Origin of the sequence: Fictibacillus marinisediminis, assembly GCF_023149135.1 — a bacterium.
Lineage (GTDB): Bacteria > Bacillota > Bacilli > Bacillales > Fictibacillaceae > Fictibacillus_C > Fictibacillus_C marinisediminis.
Genome location: NZ_JAIWJX010000002.1, coordinates 2,881,227 through 2,898,981 on the forward strand (window position 1 = coordinate 2,881,227; position 17,755 = coordinate 2,898,981).

The 17,755-nt window shown below is 43.2% G+C and carries 17 protein-coding genes and 1 riboswitch; of the genes, 2 read left to right on the forward strand and 15 right to left on the reverse strand.

What is annotated here, in order from left to right; all coding sequences use genetic code 11:
- Nucleotides 1–94: 94 nt before the first annotated feature.
- The 10 genes from racE to LCY76_RS15420 form a co-directional block, all read right to left on the reverse strand.
- Nucleotides 95–901 (reverse strand): glutamate racemase, encoded by an 807-nt coding sequence (gene racE, locus LCY76_RS15375; RefSeq protein WP_248253343.1) that lies wholly within the window; start codon nucleotides 899–901, stop codon nucleotides 95–97.
- A gap of 186 nt (nucleotides 902–1,087) precedes the next feature.
- Nucleotides 1,088–2,800: a phosphoenolpyruvate--protein phosphotransferase gene (ptsP, locus tag LCY76_RS15380; RefSeq protein ID WP_248253344.1), complete on the reverse strand. Its 1,713-nt coding sequence runs from the start codon at nucleotides 2,798–2,800 to the stop codon at nucleotides 1,088–1,090.
- Nucleotides 2,800–3,066, reverse strand: coding sequence for a phosphocarrier protein HPr (locus LCY76_RS15385; RefSeq protein WP_062234000.1), 267 nt, complete (start codon nucleotides 3,064–3,066; stop codon nucleotides 2,800–2,802). Before LCY76_RS15385 ends, ptsP begins: the two co-directional genes overlap by 1 nt.
- Nucleotides 3,067–3,089: 23 nt before the next feature.
- The gene (gene ptsG / locus LCY76_RS15390) at nucleotides 3,090–5,126 is read right to left on the reverse strand and encodes a glucose-specific PTS transporter subunit IIBC (protein WP_248253345.1); all 2,037 of its coding nucleotides are present in this window, start codon (nucleotides 5,124–5,126) and stop codon (nucleotides 3,090–3,092) included.
- 195 nt (nucleotides 5,127–5,321) lie between these two features.
- Complete coding sequence (gene glcT / locus LCY76_RS15395; protein WP_248253346.1) at nucleotides 5,322–6,155, reverse strand: glucose PTS transporter transcription antiterminator GlcT; 834 nt, start codon at nucleotides 6,153–6,155, stop codon at nucleotides 5,322–5,324.
- Between the two features lie 196 nt (nucleotides 6,156–6,351).
- Nucleotides 6,352–6,576 carry a helix-turn-helix domain-containing protein gene (locus tag LCY76_RS15400; protein WP_007202417.1) on the reverse strand — a complete coding sequence of 75 codons (225 nt, stop codon included), beginning with the start codon at nucleotides 6,574–6,576 and terminating at the stop codon, nucleotides 6,352–6,354.
- Nucleotides 6,577–6,837: 261 nt separating this feature from the next.
- Entirely contained in the window at nucleotides 6,838–7,596 is a 759-nt protein-coding gene (sdhB, locus tag LCY76_RS15405; protein WP_248253347.1) for a succinate dehydrogenase iron-sulfur subunit, read from the reverse strand.
- A gap of 2 nt (nucleotides 7,597–7,598) precedes the next feature.
- Nucleotides 7,599–9,362, reverse strand: a complete 1,764-nt coding sequence (gene sdhA, locus LCY76_RS15410; RefSeq protein ID WP_248253348.1) for a succinate dehydrogenase flavoprotein subunit — start codon at nucleotides 9,360–9,362, stop codon at nucleotides 7,599–7,601.
- 16 nt (nucleotides 9,363–9,378) lie between these two features.
- On the reverse strand, nucleotides 9,379–9,987 hold the full coding sequence (locus tag LCY76_RS15415) for a succinate dehydrogenase cytochrome b558 subunit (protein WP_248253349.1): 609 nt from the start codon (nucleotides 9,985–9,987) through the stop codon (nucleotides 9,379–9,381).
- Nucleotides 9,971–10,114 (reverse strand): hypothetical protein, encoded by a 144-nt coding sequence (locus tag LCY76_RS15420; protein ID WP_248253350.1) that lies wholly within the window; start codon nucleotides 10,112–10,114, stop codon nucleotides 9,971–9,973. Before LCY76_RS15420 ends, LCY76_RS15415 begins: the two co-directional genes overlap by 17 nt.
- A gap of 188 nt (nucleotides 10,115–10,302) precedes the next feature.
- Between LCY76_RS15420 and LCY76_RS15425 the strand changes: the two genes are divergently transcribed.
- Together LCY76_RS15425 and bioB are read left to right on the forward strand one after the other, a co-directional pair.
- Nucleotides 10,303–10,788, forward strand: coding sequence for a YslB family protein (locus LCY76_RS15425; protein ID WP_248253351.1), 486 nt, complete (start codon nucleotides 10,303–10,305; stop codon nucleotides 10,786–10,788).
- A gap of 129 nt (nucleotides 10,789–10,917) precedes the next feature.
- On the forward strand, nucleotides 10,918–11,907 hold the full coding sequence (gene bioB, locus LCY76_RS15430; RefSeq protein ID WP_248253352.1) for a biotin synthase BioB: 990 nt from the start codon (nucleotides 10,918–10,920) through the stop codon (nucleotides 11,905–11,907).
- A gap of 52 nt (nucleotides 11,908–11,959) precedes the next feature.
- Here the strand turns inward: bioB and LCY76_RS15435 are convergent, their stop codons facing one another.
- From LCY76_RS15435 to LCY76_RS15455, 5 genes are all read right to left on the reverse strand, one after another.
- Nucleotides 11,960–13,195, reverse strand: a complete 1,236-nt coding sequence (locus tag LCY76_RS15435) for an aspartate kinase (protein ID WP_248253353.1) — start codon at nucleotides 13,193–13,195, stop codon at nucleotides 11,960–11,962.
- A 194-nt stretch (nucleotides 13,196–13,389) separates the two neighbouring features.
- A riboswitch (Lysine riboswitch) is annotated at nucleotides 13,390–13,578 on the reverse strand.
- A 73-nt stretch (nucleotides 13,579–13,651) separates the two neighbouring features.
- On the reverse strand, nucleotides 13,652–15,430 hold the full coding sequence (gene uvrC / locus LCY76_RS15440; RefSeq protein WP_336606262.1) for an excinuclease ABC subunit UvrC: 1,779 nt from the start codon (nucleotides 15,428–15,430) through the stop codon (nucleotides 13,652–13,654).
- Between the two features lie 235 nt (nucleotides 15,431–15,665).
- Nucleotides 15,666–15,977: a thioredoxin gene (gene trxA / locus LCY76_RS15445; RefSeq protein WP_053357633.1), complete on the reverse strand. Its 312-nt coding sequence runs from the start codon at nucleotides 15,975–15,977 to the stop codon at nucleotides 15,666–15,668.
- Nucleotides 15,978–16,096: 119 nt separating this feature from the next.
- Nucleotides 16,097–16,720 carry a histidine phosphatase family protein gene (locus LCY76_RS15450; protein WP_248253354.1) on the reverse strand — a complete coding sequence of 208 codons (624 nt, stop codon included), beginning with the start codon at nucleotides 16,718–16,720 and terminating at the stop codon, nucleotides 16,097–16,099.
- A gap of 56 nt (nucleotides 16,721–16,776) precedes the next feature.
- Nucleotides 16,777–17,754 (reverse strand): electron transfer flavoprotein subunit alpha/FixB family protein, encoded by a 978-nt coding sequence (locus tag LCY76_RS15455; protein WP_248253355.1) that lies wholly within the window; start codon nucleotides 17,752–17,754, stop codon nucleotides 16,777–16,779.
- Nucleotide 17,755 lies beyond the last annotated feature (1 nt).

The window sequence follows — 17,755 nt, forward strand, 5'->3', positions numbered from 1 at the left end:
TTCATTGAAGATTTTCAAGCCAAAAAGGAGCTGCCTGAAGGTCAATTTTCGACTTTCTGGACAGCCCTCCCAAAAACTAAAAGGACAAAACCACTCAGTGGTTTTGTCCTAATTTAATAAAATGCACATGCTCTACTTTTTCTTCCATCCAATGATTCGCGATCTCAAGGAAATGTCCGTTATCTGATGTAGAAAAGAATTCATGACCTGGAATCCGGTCGCCGGTAAACAAAAGACCACTGTGATCCAGAATGGCTGAAACCTCTCTTGCAGTTTCAGCACCTGAGCAGATCAGCTTGATCTCTTCTCCCATTACTTTTTGAATGACCGGCCGTAATAACGGATAATGTGTACATCCGAGAATAAGAGTATCGATCGGGGTCTCTTTTAACGGCTGAAGAACTTCAAGAACCGTGCTGTACGTATCCTCTCCGGTCAGTTCACCGTTCTCAACGAGCGGGACAAACGGTGGACAGGCAAGACTGTGCACAGTAATATCGCCCTTGATCTCTTTTAACGCCGTCTCGTAAGCACCGCTTTTTATTGTTCCGACGGTCCCGATGATTCCGACCTGCTGATTCCTCGTTACTTTCAGGGCTGTTCTCGCTCCAGGGTGTATGACACCTATAACCGGTATGCTGAGCCTTTTTTTCACTTCATCCAAAATGGCTGCTGTCGCTGTGTTACATGCGATGACAAGCATCTTTATCTCCTTGCTGAGAAGGTACTCAATCATCTCCAATGTGTATTGTCTTACTTCCTCCATTGGTCTGGGTCCATACGGACAGCGTGCAGTATCACCCAAATAATAAATTTCTTCCTTAGGCAGCTGCCGGATGATCTCCCTCGCTACCGTTAAACCGCCTACACCTGAGTCGATCACGCCTATTGGTTTATCCATTTGTTCTCCTCTTCCTTCTTTCGGTGTATCTTCATGTTGTATGCTAAAATCCATACCGCTCTAACCAAAAAAATCCTACCAAAGAATAAAATAAAAACGATGTTCTTGTCAACTCAGCCAAAGAAGAAAAGCCGACTCCTTTTCGCTGCACTAAGGCAGTGAAAGGGAAATCAGCTTTACTTTGATTTAGAAATTTTCGTTAACAAACTTTACAACATCTTCAGCAGTATCCATGTTTAAGATGGTGTCTACATGTTTTTCTGCTTCAGCTTTGGAAAGTTTGGAAAGCTGGCTTCTCGCAGGAAGGACTGATGTTGCACTCATGGAGAATTCATCAAGTCCAAGACCAAGAAGAATAGGAATCGCAATCGGATCGCCGGCCATCTCACCGCACATTCCAACCCATTTTCCTTCTTTATGGGCAGCAGTAATCACCATTCGGATCAACCGAAGGATTGCCGGATTGTATGGCTGGTAAAGGTAAGAAACCCTTTCGTTCATCCTGTCTGCTGCCATCGTGTACTGAATAAGGTCGTTCGTACCGATGGAAAAGAAATCGACTTCTTTTGCAAAACGGTCAGAAAGGACAGCAGTGGAAGGAATCTCTACCATGATTCCGATTTCGATGTTTTCTGAAACGGATACCCCTTCTTTTACAAGTTTTTCTTTTTCTTCAAGAAGAACTTGCTTAGCCGATCGGAATTCAACCAATGTTGCAATCATCGGAAACATGATTTTCAAGTTTCCGTAAGCACTCGCACGAAGCAAAGCTCTCAGCTGTGTTCTGAAGATCTCTTGTTGTTCCAGGCAAAGGCGAATCGCTCTAAAGCCAAGGAACGGATTCATTTCCTTTGGAAGATCAAGGTATGGAAGCTCTTTGTCTCCACCGATGTCAAGCGTTCGGATGACGACAGGTTTTCCTTCCATTTTTTCAAGAACTTCTTTATAGGCCTTAAACTGCTCTTCTTCCGTCGGTAACTGGTCGCGACCCATGTACAAGAATTCGGTACGGTAGAGACCGACGCCTTCTGCACCGTTTTCAAGAACGCCTTTAACATCCTGTGGTGTACCGATATTAGCAGCAAGTTCAGCATGGTGTCCGTCAGCCGTTGTCGTTTGTTCGTTTACTAGTTTCGCCCACTCCGCTTTTTGCGCTTTATATTCCTCTTGCTTTTTCTTATAGAGATCAAGCTCTTCATTGGATGGATCAACGATGACTTCTCCATCAAGTCCATCAATAATAAGCAGGGTTCCGCTGGAGATTTTTTCGGTTACTGTTTTCGTCCCAACAACTGCCGGGATTTCCATGGAACGGGACATGATGGCTGAATGAGAGGTTCTGCCGCCAATATCCGTCGCAAATCCCAGAACAAACTTGCGGTTAAGCTGTGCTGTATCGGATGGCGTCAAGTCTTCGGCAATGATCACTACTTCCTCTGAGATTGTTGCGGGAGAAGAGAATTGAACGCCCAGCAAATGAGCGAGGACGCGCTTGGATACATCACGGATATCCGCCGCACGTTCTTTCATATACTCATTATCCATCTGCTCAAACATGCTGATAAACATTCCTGAAATCTCATCCATCGCACTCTCAGCGTTGACATTTTCATTCTGAATTTTGGTTTTAACTGCATCAATTAGCTCTGGGTCTTCAAGGACAAGAAGATGGGCAGCAAAAATCGCTGCCTTATCTTCTCCTAATTCTTTTAATGCATTTTCTTTAATAACCTGAAGTTCGCCTTTCGCCTTTTCTACTGCAGCCGAAAACCGTTCAACCTCAAGACCGGTATTTTCAACCGTCTTTTTTTCAATGATTAATTCAGGGTTTTCAAGAATAAATGCTTTGGCAATCGCAATGCCAGCTGATGCAGCAATACCTGAAATCTTTTCAGACATTACTCACCAAGTCCTTCCTTTTTCATTACATCTTCAATAGCAGCCAATGCTTCATCAGCATCAGAACCTTCAGCTTTGATTGTGATTTCAGAACCGCTTTGGATACCAAGGCTCATTACACCCATAATGGATTTAAGGTTTACGTTTTTCCCGTTATAACCAAGTGTAATGTCAGAGCTGAATTGCCCTGCTTGGTTTACTAATACAGTTGCCGGACGTGCGTGAATTCCTGAGTCACTTGTTACTTTAAAAGTTTTTTCTGCCATGATTGAAAACTCCTTCGTTATTTTTATTTGATAGTAATAATATCTTCTTCACCTTTAGACACGTTTCCTGTTTTTTCAAGGTGAATGCTTTCTCCTTCAGCAAGGTTCGTAAACACGATTGGTGTGATTACTGACGGAGTGTTTTCCTTAACAAATTCAAGATTAACTTTCATTAATACTTGTCCTTGTTCTATGATGTCACCCTCATTTACAAACGATTCGAAGCCTTCACCTTTAAGTTTGACCGTATCGATTCCAAAATGGATCAAAATTTCACGGCCGCCATCAGATTCAATTCCAATCGCATGCTTCGTCGGGAATACATTGATGATTTTTCCGTTTACCGGTGATACTACCGTTCCATTGGAAGGTTCGACTGCAAAGCCGTCACCCATCATTTTACCTGAAAAGACTTGGTCAGGCACTTCTGTGATAGGGATGATTTTCCCTTCAAGCGGTGAAACGAAACGCTCAGCTACCGCAGGAGCTGGAACTTCAATTTCTGTTTTTTGGGTTAATGGCTCTTTTTTAGCCGCTACCACTTTACCGTCCATAATGTCTTTGATCTCGCTCTTGATGGTATCAGAACGTGTACCAAAGATAGCTTGTATGCTGTTCCCCATTTCAAGAACTCCAGATGCACCTAATTTTTTAAGGCGATCTTTATCGACATTTTTCGCATCATTTACAGCAACACGCAAACGTGTAATACATGCATCAAGATCTTTAATGTTCTCTTTTCCGCCTAGTCCTTCAAGGATATTAGCAGCTAAAGACCCTTCGTTGCTCACGCTGACGTTTGTTTCAACTTCATCGTCCACCACTTCGCGTCCTGGAGTCTTAAGATCCCATTTACGGATAACGAATCGGAATCCAAAGTAATAAATGACTGCAAAGACTAAACCAACTGGAATAACCAGCCACCAAGCAGTACGGTTAGGCAGAACTCCGAAAAGAAGATAGTCAATGACTCCACCAGAGAATGTCATACCGATTTTAACATTTAACAGCTGCATTGTCATAAATGACAACCCGGCGAAGATTGCATGAATTCCGAATAGAACTGGAGCAACAAACAAGAATGTAAACTCGATTGGTTCTGTGATTCCTGTTAGGAAAGAAGTTAATGCAGCAGAACCCATGATACCGGCTACAACTTTTTTGTGCTCAGGACGAGCTTCGTGATACATCGCAAGTGCTGCTGCAGGCAGACCAAACATCATGAATGGGAATTTACCTGTCATGAAAGTACCTGCTGTTAATGGTGCACCATCTTTAATCTGTGCAAAGAAGATCTTTTGGTCACCTCGGACAATGTCTCCGGCTTTGTCCGTATACTGTCCAAACTCAAACCAGAATGGAGAGTAGAAGATGTGGTGAAGCCCGAAAGGAATCAATGAGCGCTCGATGACACCGAACACAAAGGCTGCCAACGTTCGGTTAGAATCAAGCATAAAGTGTGAGAAGGCATTCAATCCGTTTTGCGCAAACGGCCAAACACCAATCATGATGATACCAAGAACCAATGATGAAACCGCTGTAATAATTGGAACAAATCGTTTACCTGCAAAGAATCCTAAGTATGAAGGAAGTTCAATCTTATAGAACCGTTTATAAAGATAGGAGGCAAGAATACCAACGATGATACCGCCAAAAACTCCTGTTTGTAGGGTGGGTATACCCAGCACATTTGCAAACTCCGGGTTGTCTTTGATCATATCAGGCGTAATGCCTTTTAACGTACCCATCGTTACATTCATAATTAAATATCCAATAATGGCAGCAAGTCCTGCTACACCTTCTCCGCCAGCAAGTCCTACGGCAACACCGACTGCAAAAAGCAAGGACAGGTTAGAAAACACAATATTCCCCGAGTTTTCCATAACGCTTGCAACAAGCTGGAACCAGCCTGCTTTTAAAGCAGGTAACTTATCGAGCAATGCAGGGTTTTTGAACGCGTTACCAAATGCGAGCAGCAAACCAGCTGCAGGCAGGATGGCTACAGGAAGCATCAATGCTTTACCTACCCTCTGCAGTACTCCAAAAATACTTTTCCACACGGGACTTTCCTCCTTAAATTTGTTTTTTCTTTGTGCTGGAAGCTGAATAAACCAAAAAAAGGCATGAGTGACAAAAAAGCGCATACAAAAGCTAATCAGATATAGAATATCCGAATTAAGCCCTTACTACACTTTTTTCTTCACTCATGCCTGATCGAATCAGTAACACGTAAAGCAAAAGCACGTTGTATAAAATTAAGTAAGCCTTTGCAAATGCATCGTTAGATACACTGCTTCCGCTTCTGGTATCGGTTTATTTAAAGTATTTTGCATTACCTTAATTAACTTCCAAGCAAGATTGTAGCACAAAGGATATTCCTCTTTCAACACCTTTGCTAATTTTTCTTGCTTATCCACTTGCTCCCCCATCTCCATCCGTTCGATCGTATGGCGCAGATGCCTGACAAGTCTGAGATAGTTGATGCTCTTATGGTCCAGTTTAATGGAGAGAGATTCCTCAATAATCGCAGCCAGCCTGTTAATCAACCTGGAGTGTTCGTTAATATCGCTTAAACTTTTATTGGTAACCGCACTATGGATATGCAGTGCAACAAAGCCGATCTCGCCTTCCGGCAGGTGAATGCCGAGCGACTGGTTGATCTGTTCGATCACCTCTTCAGCTACCGTGTATTCTTTTGGGTAAAGGGTCTGGGTCTCGGAAAGAAAAGGATTTCGAATATCCATTCCCTGCTCCAGCCGCTTAACAGCAAATGCAACATGATCGGTCAGCGCGACATGAATATGTTCATTTAGCGTAGTTTGCATTCGTCCCTCTATATGGGTTATCACATCATTCAGCAGTTCGATAAAGGACTCATCAAGAGAATGCACAAGAGTTTTGTACTGCTCCTGCTCTTTTTCATTGGTTAAAATATAAAGTTTATCAATGGCATCATCCGTTATGACATCGCCAATTTTCTTGCCGAACCCAATTCCCTTTCCGATGATAATCAGTTCCTGGCTGGAGGCATTTGATGCAACAACCGCATTATTATTGAGTGTTTTTTGTATATGAAAGGGACCATTCATCCTTTTTCAATCCTTTCAAGCAGAAGCCCAAATTTCGCAATGCCTACATCATAGCCCAAAAAAGGATGTTTATCAATTAAGAAAACTACTTATGAAGTTAAGACTTAAAGAGTGAAGCTACAAAAGACGGCAGGGGATTTTAATGCACCTTTGAATATAAAAAAGAAAACGGCTTTCATGGAAAGCCGTTTCCCGACTAAATTTCTAGTTCTCCAAGCCTCAGTAATTCTACGACGGCTTGAGATCGCCCTTTTACCCCAAGCTTTTGCATTGTGTTGGAAATATGGTTACGAACGGTCTTCTCGCTGATAAAAAGCTGTTCTGCGATTTCTTTTGTCGTCTTGTCTTGGACCAATAGTTCAAAAACTTCTCTTTCTCGTTTTGTAAGTAGAGGCTTCGGTCGGTAGTGTTTCTCTTTCAATGATTTCACCCCTCCTTGCTAGGGTTTAAAGAACTGCCAATGCACAATTTGCAAATTGGAAGTATTTAGTCAACATATACTATGTTAAGAAGTTTTTAGGAGTGACTTGGTTCAAAGAAAAAGTAATGGTTTTTTGTCCCCTTCTTTCAAAAAATGAAGCCCATTTTTATTCAATTGCCTGGATGGATGCCCCAAAACCTGTCCGCTTTTGCCTGAGAAATAAAAAATGGCCTCTTCTGAGTTGAAGAGGCCTGATTTTCATTAAACTCTGTCGCTTCCGAAAAAGTTCTTGAATGCTTGGAATGTTGTATCCCTGTTTAGAGCAGCAATCGATGTTGTCAAAGGAATTCCTTTCGGGCATGATTGTACGCAGTTTTGCGAGTTACCGCAAGACGCTAGCCCGCCGTCAGTCATCAATGCATTTAAACGCTCTTCTTTGTTCATTGCTCCAGTTGGATGCGCATTGAAGAGACGAACCTGAGATAAAGGCGCTGGGCCAATAAAATCAGATTTGCTGTTAACGTTCGGACATGCTTCAAGACAAACACCGCATGTCATACATTTAGAAAGTTCATATGCCCATTGACGCTTGGTTTCAGGCATACGAGGTCCTGGACCTAAATCATAGGTACCGTCAATCGGAATCCACGCTTTAACTCTTTTCAAAGCATCAAACATGCGGCTTCTGTCAACAGCCAAGTCACGGACTACCGGGAAAGTTTTCATTGGTTCCAAGCGGATCGGCTGCTCAAGCTTATCAACAAGAGCTGTACATGATTGACGCGGTTTCCCGTTAATAACCATAGAACAGGCTCCGCATACTTCCTCAAGGCAGTTCATTTCCCATGTGATCGGAGTCGTTGTTTCCCCTTTTGCGTTCACAGGATTACGGCGGATCTCCATCAATGCGGAAATGACGTTCATGTTCGGACGGTATGAAAGCTCGAATTCTTCCTGGTATGGGGCGGATTCAGGACTGTCTTGTCTAGTGATGATAAACTTAACTGTTTTTGCGCTCATCCTTATTTCGCCTCAGCTTTCTTTTTAGAATAATCACGTTTACGCGGCTTGATATATTGAATGTCGACTTCTTCATAAGAGAAATCAGGACCATTCGTAGCAGCATTAAATGTTGCTTTCGTTGTTTTTAGCCACTCATCATCATTACGGTCCGGGAAGTCTGGTTTGTAGTGCGCTCCACGGCTTTCGTCACGGTTTAGAGCACCAAGTGTGATAACGCGTCCCAGCTGAAGCATGTGCCATAGCTGGCGAGTGAAAGATGCACCCTGGTTACTCCATTTAGATGTATCGTTAATGTTAATCTTCTTGTAACGCTCCATAAGTTCAAGGATCTTATCATCCGTTTGTTTTAACTTGTTGTTATAACGGACAACCGTTACATTATCCGTCATCCACTCACCGAGCTCTTTATGAAGTACGTAAGCATTTTCGTTTCCGTCCATGCTCAGGATATTGTCGTATTTTTCTTGTTCTTTGCGAACCTGATGTTCAAATACAGTGGAGGCAACATCATCAGAAGACTTCTCAAGTCCGCTGACATATGCCGCTGCTGCAGGGCCCGCTTGCATTCCGCCGAAGATTGCAGATAGAAGGGAATTCGCACCCAAACGGTTTGCACCATGATATTGGTACTCACATTCACCCGCAGCAAAAAGACCAGGAATGTTGGTCATCTGATTAAAGTCAACCCACATGCCGCCCATTGAATAGTGGACTGCAGGGAAGATTTTCATTGGAACTTTTCGAGGGTCATCACCCATGAACTTTTCATAGATTTCTATAATTCCGCCAAGCTTGATATCAAGCTCTTTCGGATCTTTATGTGAAAGGTCAAGATAAACCATGTTTTCGCCGTTGATTCCAAGTTTTTCGTCAACACACACATGGAAAATCTCACGTGTTGCGATATCACGAGGCACAAGGTTACCGTAAGCCGGATATTTTTCTTCAAGGAAGTACCAAGGCTTACCGTCTTTATACGTCCATACACGGCCGCCTTCTCCACGTGCGGATTCACTCATTAAACGAAGTTTGTCATCTCCAGGAATCGCTGTCGGATGAATTTGAATAAACTCGCCGTTAGCGTAATCAACACCTTGCTGATAAAGAGATGCCGCTGCTGCCCCGGTATTGATGACAGAGTTCGTAGATTTACCGAAAATGATTCCAGGTCCTCCAGTAGCCATAATAACAGCATCCGCTGCAAAGCTGTGGATTTCCATAGATTTCAAGTTTTGTGCTGTGATTCCTCGGCAAACGCCCTCATCATCCACGATAGCAGATAGGAATTCCCAGTTTTCATACTTTGTAACAAGACCTGCAACTTCATGGCGTCTTACTTGCTCATCCAGCGCATACAAAAGCTGCTGTCCTGTAGTTGCACCGGCAAATGCGGTACGGTGATGCTGTGTGCCCCCGAAACGGCGGAAGTCCAGCAATCCTTCTGGAGTACGGTTGAACATAACTCCCATACGGTCCATAAGGTGGATGATTCCTGGAGCCGCTTCACACATCGCTTTAACCGGAGTCTGGTTCGCAAGGAAGTCGCCTCCGTAAATGGAATCGTCAAAATGCACATAAGGAGAGTCGCCTTCTCCTTTTGTATTTACAGCCCCGTTAATTCCGCCCTGCGCACAAACAGAGTGAGAGCGCTTAACAGGAACTACTGAAAACAAGTCAACGTTCATGCCGGCTTCTGCTGCTTTAATGGCAGCCATTAGCCCTGCAAGACCTCCACCGACGATAATAATATTTCCTTTACTCAAGATGGTTCACCCCTTCTTAAATGAATGCAAAAATAGTTCGAACGCTAACGAATGCAAGTGCTAAGAAAACTGCCATCGTTACGTAAGTTGATACTCTCTGTGATCGAGGCGAAACCGTAAGACCCCAGCTGACAAAAAATGACCATAATCCGTTCGCAAAATGAAAGACTGCGGATAATACCCCAACCAAATAAAAGGCCACCATAAATGGTGAGCTTAAGATGTCTTGCATCATCGAAAAGTTAACTTCTGCTCCAAATGCTGCTGCAATACGAGTTTCCCAAACATGCCAGGAAACAAAAATTAGCGTAATTACGCCAGTTACACGCTGTAAGAGGAACATCCAGTTACGGAAATATCCATAACGGCTTGCGTTGTTTTTAGCCGTGAAGGTAATATAAAGTCCGTAAATCGCATGGAAATAAAGAGGAATAAAAATTATAACCGCTTCCAGAACATAACGGAAAGGTAAATGTCCCATAAAATTCGCTGCATTATTAAATGATTCTGCCCCTCTTGTTGCAAAGTTGTTCACAACAAGATGCTGGAGCAGGAATAAGCCAACCGGGATTACGCCCAGTAAAGAATGTAGTCTTCTCGTGTTAAAATTACGACTGCCTGCCATACAATTTGCCCCTTTCTAAGTTCCCTATGTCTTTTTCTGAAACCATTGGTTTCTCTCCATTCCGTTTAAGCGTTTCCTCTCCGCTTGCAGTAAATAAGATGAACGTTAAAGCGTTAACTAATAACATGTTTCATTTTACTCCCATCGTTTGACACCGTCAAGAAACCGGTAACATAAAAAGTTCAAAAATCTGTTGATTTTCCTAACTTTTTTCAAAGCAGACCCTCACTTAAATTTCGACAAATGTATGACTTTTTATAGAGATATTATTTTATTCAAGCTATAATGGAACAAGTAGAAAGCGGGGAGATCTATATGGAACAACATGAGGACGTCCATCACAACGAAGAAGAAACAACCGAGAAGGACAGTAAGCCTGCTGCAGGAGTTCCTGTATTCGCATATGAGCTGCTGAAAAACATTCTGATCCCGGATCTGCTGGGAAAAGAAGAACGGAACATCCTATATTGGGCAGGAAGAAACCTGGCAAGGAAATTCCCATTGGGTTCCACTGAAGAAATTGTTCATTTTTTCTCGGAAGCCGGCTGGGGCAATCTGATCATCGCTGAAATAAATAAGAACGAGATGGTACTCGAACTGTCTTCCTCTCTTATCAACAAACGATTCGATTTGCAGGATAATCCTACATTCGGTCTCGAAGCTGGATTTATCGCAGAGCAAATCCAAAATCAAAGAAAATGTGTTACAGAAACCTATGAAACTGTGAAACGAAAGAACAAAATTCAATTTACCGTCCAATGGGACCGGAAAGACGAAACCGCAGGCTCACAAGGAGCTTGAAAATAAAAAGAATACTCTTTTCTCTCAAAAAACCGGCATATGCCGGTTTTTTTTGCGTTGACAATACAAATTAGCTGGCATAATGTTAACCTATACATTAAATTAGTTAACATTAAGGAGGCATACCCTATGAATTGGATGGAACTTGGAAAAGAAGTGATCGAAGGTAAAGAACTGAGCCAGGCAGAAGCCTTATCCATATTGGAATCAGACGATGACGAGCTGCTTAGCCTGCTGCAAGGTGCGTTTATGATCAGGAAGCATTACTTCGGAAAAAAGGTGAAACTGAATAAGATCATCAATACAAAGTCAGGCCTGTGCCCTGAGGATTGCGGATATTGTTCACAGTCTTCAGTTTCCACAGCGCCGATCGAAAAATATGCGATGATGGATAAAGACACGATTGTTGAAGGTGCGGAAAAGGCATTTAAACAAAACGTGAGAACCTATTGTATCGTCGCAAGCGGAAGAGGACCTCTGAATCGGGACTTGAACACTGTCATTGAAGCTGTAAAAGAGATTAAATCCAATTATAATATGAAAATATGCGCATGCCTTGGCATTTTAAATGATAAGCAGGCACAGTCCCTTAAAGAGGCGGGCGTCGAAAGATATAACCATAATATCAACACATCCGCAGACCACCACAGCCAAATAACAAACTCTCATACATACGAAGACAGAGTGGCTACTCTGGAAAAGGTAAAAACAGCAGGAATTTCCCCATGTTCAGGCGTGATCGTAGGAATGGGCGAAAGCCGGTCCGACATCATTAAGATGGCAGAAGCGCTAAGAGAGATCAATGCAGATTCTATCCCTGTTAATTTTTTGCATGCTATACCAGGTACTCCTCTCGAGCATCTTGACGATCTGAACCCCCGTTATTGTTTAAAAGTGCTCGCCTTGTTCCGTTTTATTAATCCAACGAAAGAGATTCGGATCTCAGGCGGCAGAGAGGTAAATCTCCGCAGCCTTCAGCCGCTGGGCCTATATGCTGCAAATTCTATTTTCGTAGGCGACTATCTGACCACCGACGGACAAGAAACGACTGCTGACCACCAAATCCTTGAGGATCTCGGATTTGAGATCGACTTCTTAAACGAACCTGTACAGGTTTAATCCTTTTTTCCTTTTACAAAAAATCCGGGCAGCTTCGCCCGGCTTTTTCTTATTATAACTGCTGAACCGGCTGCCTTGCGTCCAGTTCAAAGACGTCGTGCAGCGTTTCAATCGCTTTGATCATATCCTGCTGATCAACAACCGTAGAAACTTTAATCTCTGAAGTGCTGACCATTTTAATCATAATATCCTGATCAGAGAGAGCCTTAAACATCTGTGCGGCTACTCCTGGATTAGAAATCATTCCTGAACCAACAATAGATACTTTAGCCAATCCATCTTCATGCTGGATGGAACCGAACTGAAGCGAACTCTTATATCTTTCTAGAAGCTCAATTGTTTCATCTAAGATCGCTGTTTCAATGGAGAACGATATGTTTGTTCTTTCCTGCTTGTTCACACTCTGAATAATAATATCTACATTAACACCGTTCTCTGCCAACAAGGAAAAAACAGAAGACAGAGTGTTTAAACCATTCGGCAGGTCTTCAATCGTAATTTTTGTTACGTTTCCTTCAAAAGCCAATCCTCTCACTACTAAATTATTCTCCATCGTTGCTTCCTCCTCCACTAGTGTCCCGTTTTCTTTCTCTGTGCTCGAACGAACTTCAAGTCTTACTCCGAAATTCTTTGCGAATTCTACGGCTCTCGGATGCAGCACACCCGCTCCGAGATTCGCCATTTCAAGCATTTCATCATAGGAGATGGAAGGCAGCTTTCTGGCATGTTTCACCACCCGCGGGTCTGTCGTAAATACACCAGTAACGTCTGTGTAGATTTCGCATTTTTCGGCACGAAGAGCAGCTGCCAGTGCAACGGCCGTCGTATCTGATCCTCCCCGTCCCAGTGTTGCAATATTATCCGAAGAGGTTAATCCTTGAAAACCGGCAACTACTGCAATCTTCCCGTCTGCAAGCATTTGCTGGATTCTTTTTGTATCGATATTTAAGATGCGCGCGTTGCCGTGAACATCTTCTGTTTCAACTCCAGCCTGCCAGCCTGTCAGAGACTCGGCTTCGTACCCGGCATCCTGAAGGGCCATCGCAAGCAGTGAAATCGTGATCTGTTCTCCTGTCGTCAAAAGCATATCCATTTCACGTTTGGAAGGCCTTGCGGTTATTTCACCTGCCAGCCTCACAAGATCATCCGTTGTTTTTCCCATTGCTGAGACAACCGCTGCTACTTGATTCCCCTCGTTTACCGCTTGAATGATCCGACTTGCCGCGTTTCTGATTTTATCCGGTGTGCCGACACTTGTACCTCCGAATTTTTGAATGATTAAAGCCACAATGTCCATCCTTTCTCATCAATGAAATCGAATTTATTGCCTTCCTGCAAAAGGCACCCAGATATGGCCAGCCTGTCTCGGCTTCCACTACGCAACAAACTGAAATGCAAAAATAAATACAAAAAAGCAGCAATAAGGAAAAGACCTTATTGCTGCTTGATATATGCAACAGTAAGCCAGCTTGTTTTCCCCTCTTGTGAGATAGTCCTCCACACACCCTCCGGGCAAGAATGTGTGACAGCTCTGCATTTATTCAATGCAGGTCCAGCCGTAAGAAACAGGAGTTTCTTAAAGCTTCGGCAAAAATCCCCTTTCAGCTACCATCATAAGAGCTCCTTCTCTTCAGATAGCATACTATTGGTTTTTGCTCCTCTACCATCACTTCAAAACTGAAGTATGGCGCTCTATTAAAATTTGTTTTAAGTTTAGCAAAGGACTTCTGAAAAATCAATACCTTTATGAAGGTTCATTTTGAAGAGCCTGAATAATTTCTTCTGCAACAGTTAATGGAATGCCTGCCGCTTGAAAATCCTCAAGAGTGGCTTCTCTCATTTTCTTGATGGAACCGAATTTTTTCAGCAAAAGTTTTTTCCTCTTTTCACCGACTCCAGGAATGTTATCGAGACTTGATTGAAACATTCCTTTCGCACGCACTTGACGATGAAATGAGATCGCAAACCTGTGGACTTCATCCTGTATACGCTGCAGCAAATAAAATTCCTGGCTGTTCCTGAGCAGCGGTATAATTTCAGGAGGATCTCCCATCAGGAGCTGGGATGTACGGTGCTTATCATCCTTAGCCAGTCCTCCGATCGGGATATCAAGGTTCAGCTCGTTTTCAAGAATATCTTGCGCAGCAGCGATCTGTCCTTTCCCTCCATCAATAATAATCAAATCCGGCAGCTGCCCGTTCTCTTTTAAGATGCGGGAGTAACGCCTGCGGACTACTTCTTTCATGGAGGCGTAATCATCGGGGCCTGTCACCGTTTTAATTTTATATTTTCGGTATTCTTTTTTGTTCGGTTTACCGTCTTCAAATACAATCATCGCAGATACTGGATTTGTTCCATGAATGTTGGAATTATCAAATGCCTCAATCCGGTATGGAGCTGGAATGTTTAATTGCAGCCCAAGATTTTCAACCGCTTTTACCGTACGTTCCTCATCACGCTCGATCAGTGCAAATTTTTCGTGAAGAGCGAGCTGGGCATTCTTCGTTGCAAGTTCAACAAACTCTTTCTTTTGCCCGCGTTTCGGCTGTATCACTTTCACGCCGAGAAGATCCTTGACCAATTGGCCGTCCGCCTCAGGAGGCAGCAAAAGTTCCCGCGGGAGAATATGATTTTTTTGAAGATAAAATTGTCCGATAAAGGATAAAAAGTCCTCGATGGCTTCTCCATAGAAAGGAAAGAGGGAAACATCACGTTCAATAAGCTTTCCTTGGCGGATAAAGAAGACTTGGACGCACATCCAGCCTTTATCGTAATGAAAACCAAAAACGTCCTTATCCACCATGTCAGCGGTCATCATTTTCTGTTTCTGCATGACCGCATCAATATGCTGGATCTGATCCCTCAGTTCTTTCGCCCGTTCAAAATTAAGGTCTTCCGAAGCGGCCAGCATTTTCTCGGTCAGTTCCTCCTTCACTTCAGGAAAGCCTCCGTTCAGAAACTTAACGATTTCATCGACCATCTTCTTGTTCTGTTCTTCGGTAATATCATAAACACATGGGCCGAGGCATTGACCGATATGGTAATATAGGCAAACTTTGTTAGGCATATGATCACATTTGCGCAACGGATACAGCCGGTCCAGCAGTTTTTTCGTTTCTTGTGCGGCAAAGGCATTAACAAACGGACCAAAGTATTTGCCTTTGTCTTTTTTTATCTTTCTGGTGTACAAGAGCCGGGGCTGCTTTTCAGCAGTAATCTTTAAATACGGATACGTTTTATCATCTTTCAGCATGACATTAAATTTAGGGTCATGCTTTTTGATCAGGTTCATTTCAAGAAGGAGAGCTTCTAGCTCTGAGGAGGTGATGATGTATTCAAAATCGGAAATATTTGCGACTAAACGCTGTGTTTTCCCGTCGTGTGAACCTGTAAAATAAGATCTTACACGGTTTTTTAATACTTTTGCTTTCCCCACATAGATGACTTTTCCGAATTGGTCTTTCATTAAGTAACATCCGGGCTGATCCGGAAGTACAGCCAGCTTCTCTCTAATAGTGTCCACGTTGTCTCTCCCCTCCTTTTTCTATGTAACATCATAGCATGATATCCTTATTTTTGGCAGTTAAAATACAAAAGCTGAAACGGTCGTTTTATTCCCAATAAGCGCAGGAGCACTTACCAAGCAACACGCTTTTTGTGTGGTGAACCTTGTATACGAAAATCCAGTACCAAACATTATCAGTGCCTTCATACAAAAAAGGCCAGCCTTTAGAGGCCAGCCTTAATTATATTCGTTATTATTTGTGTTTGTTTAAAAGCTCGCCAAGCGCTTCTTTCGGCTGGAAACCTACGACTTGGTCAACAACTTCGCCGTCTTTGAAAACGATCAGTGTAGGGATGCTCATTACTCCGTATTTTCCGGCTACTTCTTGGTTTTCATCTACGTCAAGTTTAACTACTTTTAAGTCTTCATTTTCGCTTGCTAGTTCTTCAAGAACCGGCGCGATCATTTTACAAGGTCCGCACCAAGGTGCCCAAAAATCAGCAAGTACTAGACCTTCACTAGTTTCTTGACTGAACGTTTGATCAGTTGCATTTACGATTGCCATATTAAAATTGCCTCCTTAGTTTCATCGTGTAAAAAGAGTATATCATCAAACCTAAATTACATCTATTTGTTTGCTCAAGATTTATCGTTCCCCACTTGCACTTTAATCAAACCAACTAATTAACCGTGTGGCTGCTTCAAATGCACATCACAATTAAAGAGGGAACATGCCCACTGCCGCTCCACATGATGTAATATACTCACTGACGTATTAACGAGTGAAACATCATACTCATCGCTTTCCAGCAGGCCTTTTAGCATGGTGCCGATGAAAGCGCCGTGGCTGACCACGATGATTTTTTTTCCCTGTTGATGCTGTGTCAGCTCATCAAGAAATTCGTTTCCTCTTTTTAATACCTGTTCTTTTTTCTCTTTTCCATGTTCCAGGGTACTCCAGTCAGCTCCCCACCGTTTTATCCGGACCTGCTCATCCGTACCTTCCAGCCTGCCAAAGTTAACCTCCCGGATTCGCTTGTCGGTATGAATCGGAAACCCGAGTACCTCTCCGATGATTGAGCCTGTTTCACGGGCACGTGCGAGCTGGCTAGTAAAGACCATATCCCAATGTTCTTTCTCGAACCTTTTGGCTAATGCCGCAGCCTGTGCACGCCCTTCTTCATTTAATGGAATATCCATGATGCCCTGAATTCTTCTCTCAGCGTTCCAATCGGTTACGCCATGCCTTACAAAAGCAATCGTTGTCACCAGCGTCCACTCATTTCTTTCGTATTTTGCATCATTCATGATGGACTCATTGTATAAAAAGAGGCCGGCTTTGTCAGCCAGCCCAGCCAAATCTTTTATGATTTAACTAAAACATTCTTAAATTCTTCCGTAAGCAACGGTACAACTTCGAACAGATCTCCTACGATGCCGTAGTCCGCAATAGAAAAGATGCTTGCTTCCGGATCTTTGTTGATCGCAACAATAACTTTGGAATTGGACATACCCGCTAAATGCTGGATCGCTCCGGAAATTCCGCAGGCAATGTAAAGGTCAGGTGTAACAACTTTTCCTGTTTGTCCGATTTGAAGAGAGTAGTCACAATAATCGGCATCACACGCACCGCGGGATGCACCGACTGCAGCGCCAAGCACATCAGCCAATTCTTGAAGCGGTTTGAATCCATCTTCGGATTTCACACCGCGTCCTCCGGCAACGATAATTTTTGCTTCAGATAAATCAACGCCTGTAGAAGCTTTGCGGACAACATCTTTAACAATGGTGCGCAGATCCTTCACATCAACCGCTAAAGAAGAAACATCTCCAGAACGGCTTTCGTCTTTTTCAAGCGGAGAAATATTGTTCGGACGGATGGTTACAAATACAAGACCGTCCGTAATTACTTTTTTCTCGAACGCTTTACCGGAGTAGATTGGACGAGTAAAAACAACATTGTCTCCTGCTTGTTCAAGAGAGGTTACGTCTGAAATCAAACCGGATTGAAGGCGTGCAGCAAGTCTTGGTGAAAGGTCCTTACCGAGAGCTGTATGGCCTAATACCAATCCGTCAGGCTTTTCATGGCCGATGACTTGAAGCAATGCCTGAACGTATCCGTCTGTAGAATACGTTGATAGCAGGCTGTGCTCAGCAAGAATGACTCGGTCTGCTCCATAATGGACTAAAGACTGTCCCGCTTCATTTAAACCTTCGCCGCAAAGCACGGCAACCACTTCACCGCCAGAGGAAATTTCCTTAGCGGCACCAATGGCCTCATAGGACACATTTCTTAATTCACCGTCACGGACTTCCGCAAGTACAAGAACTTTTTTAGACATG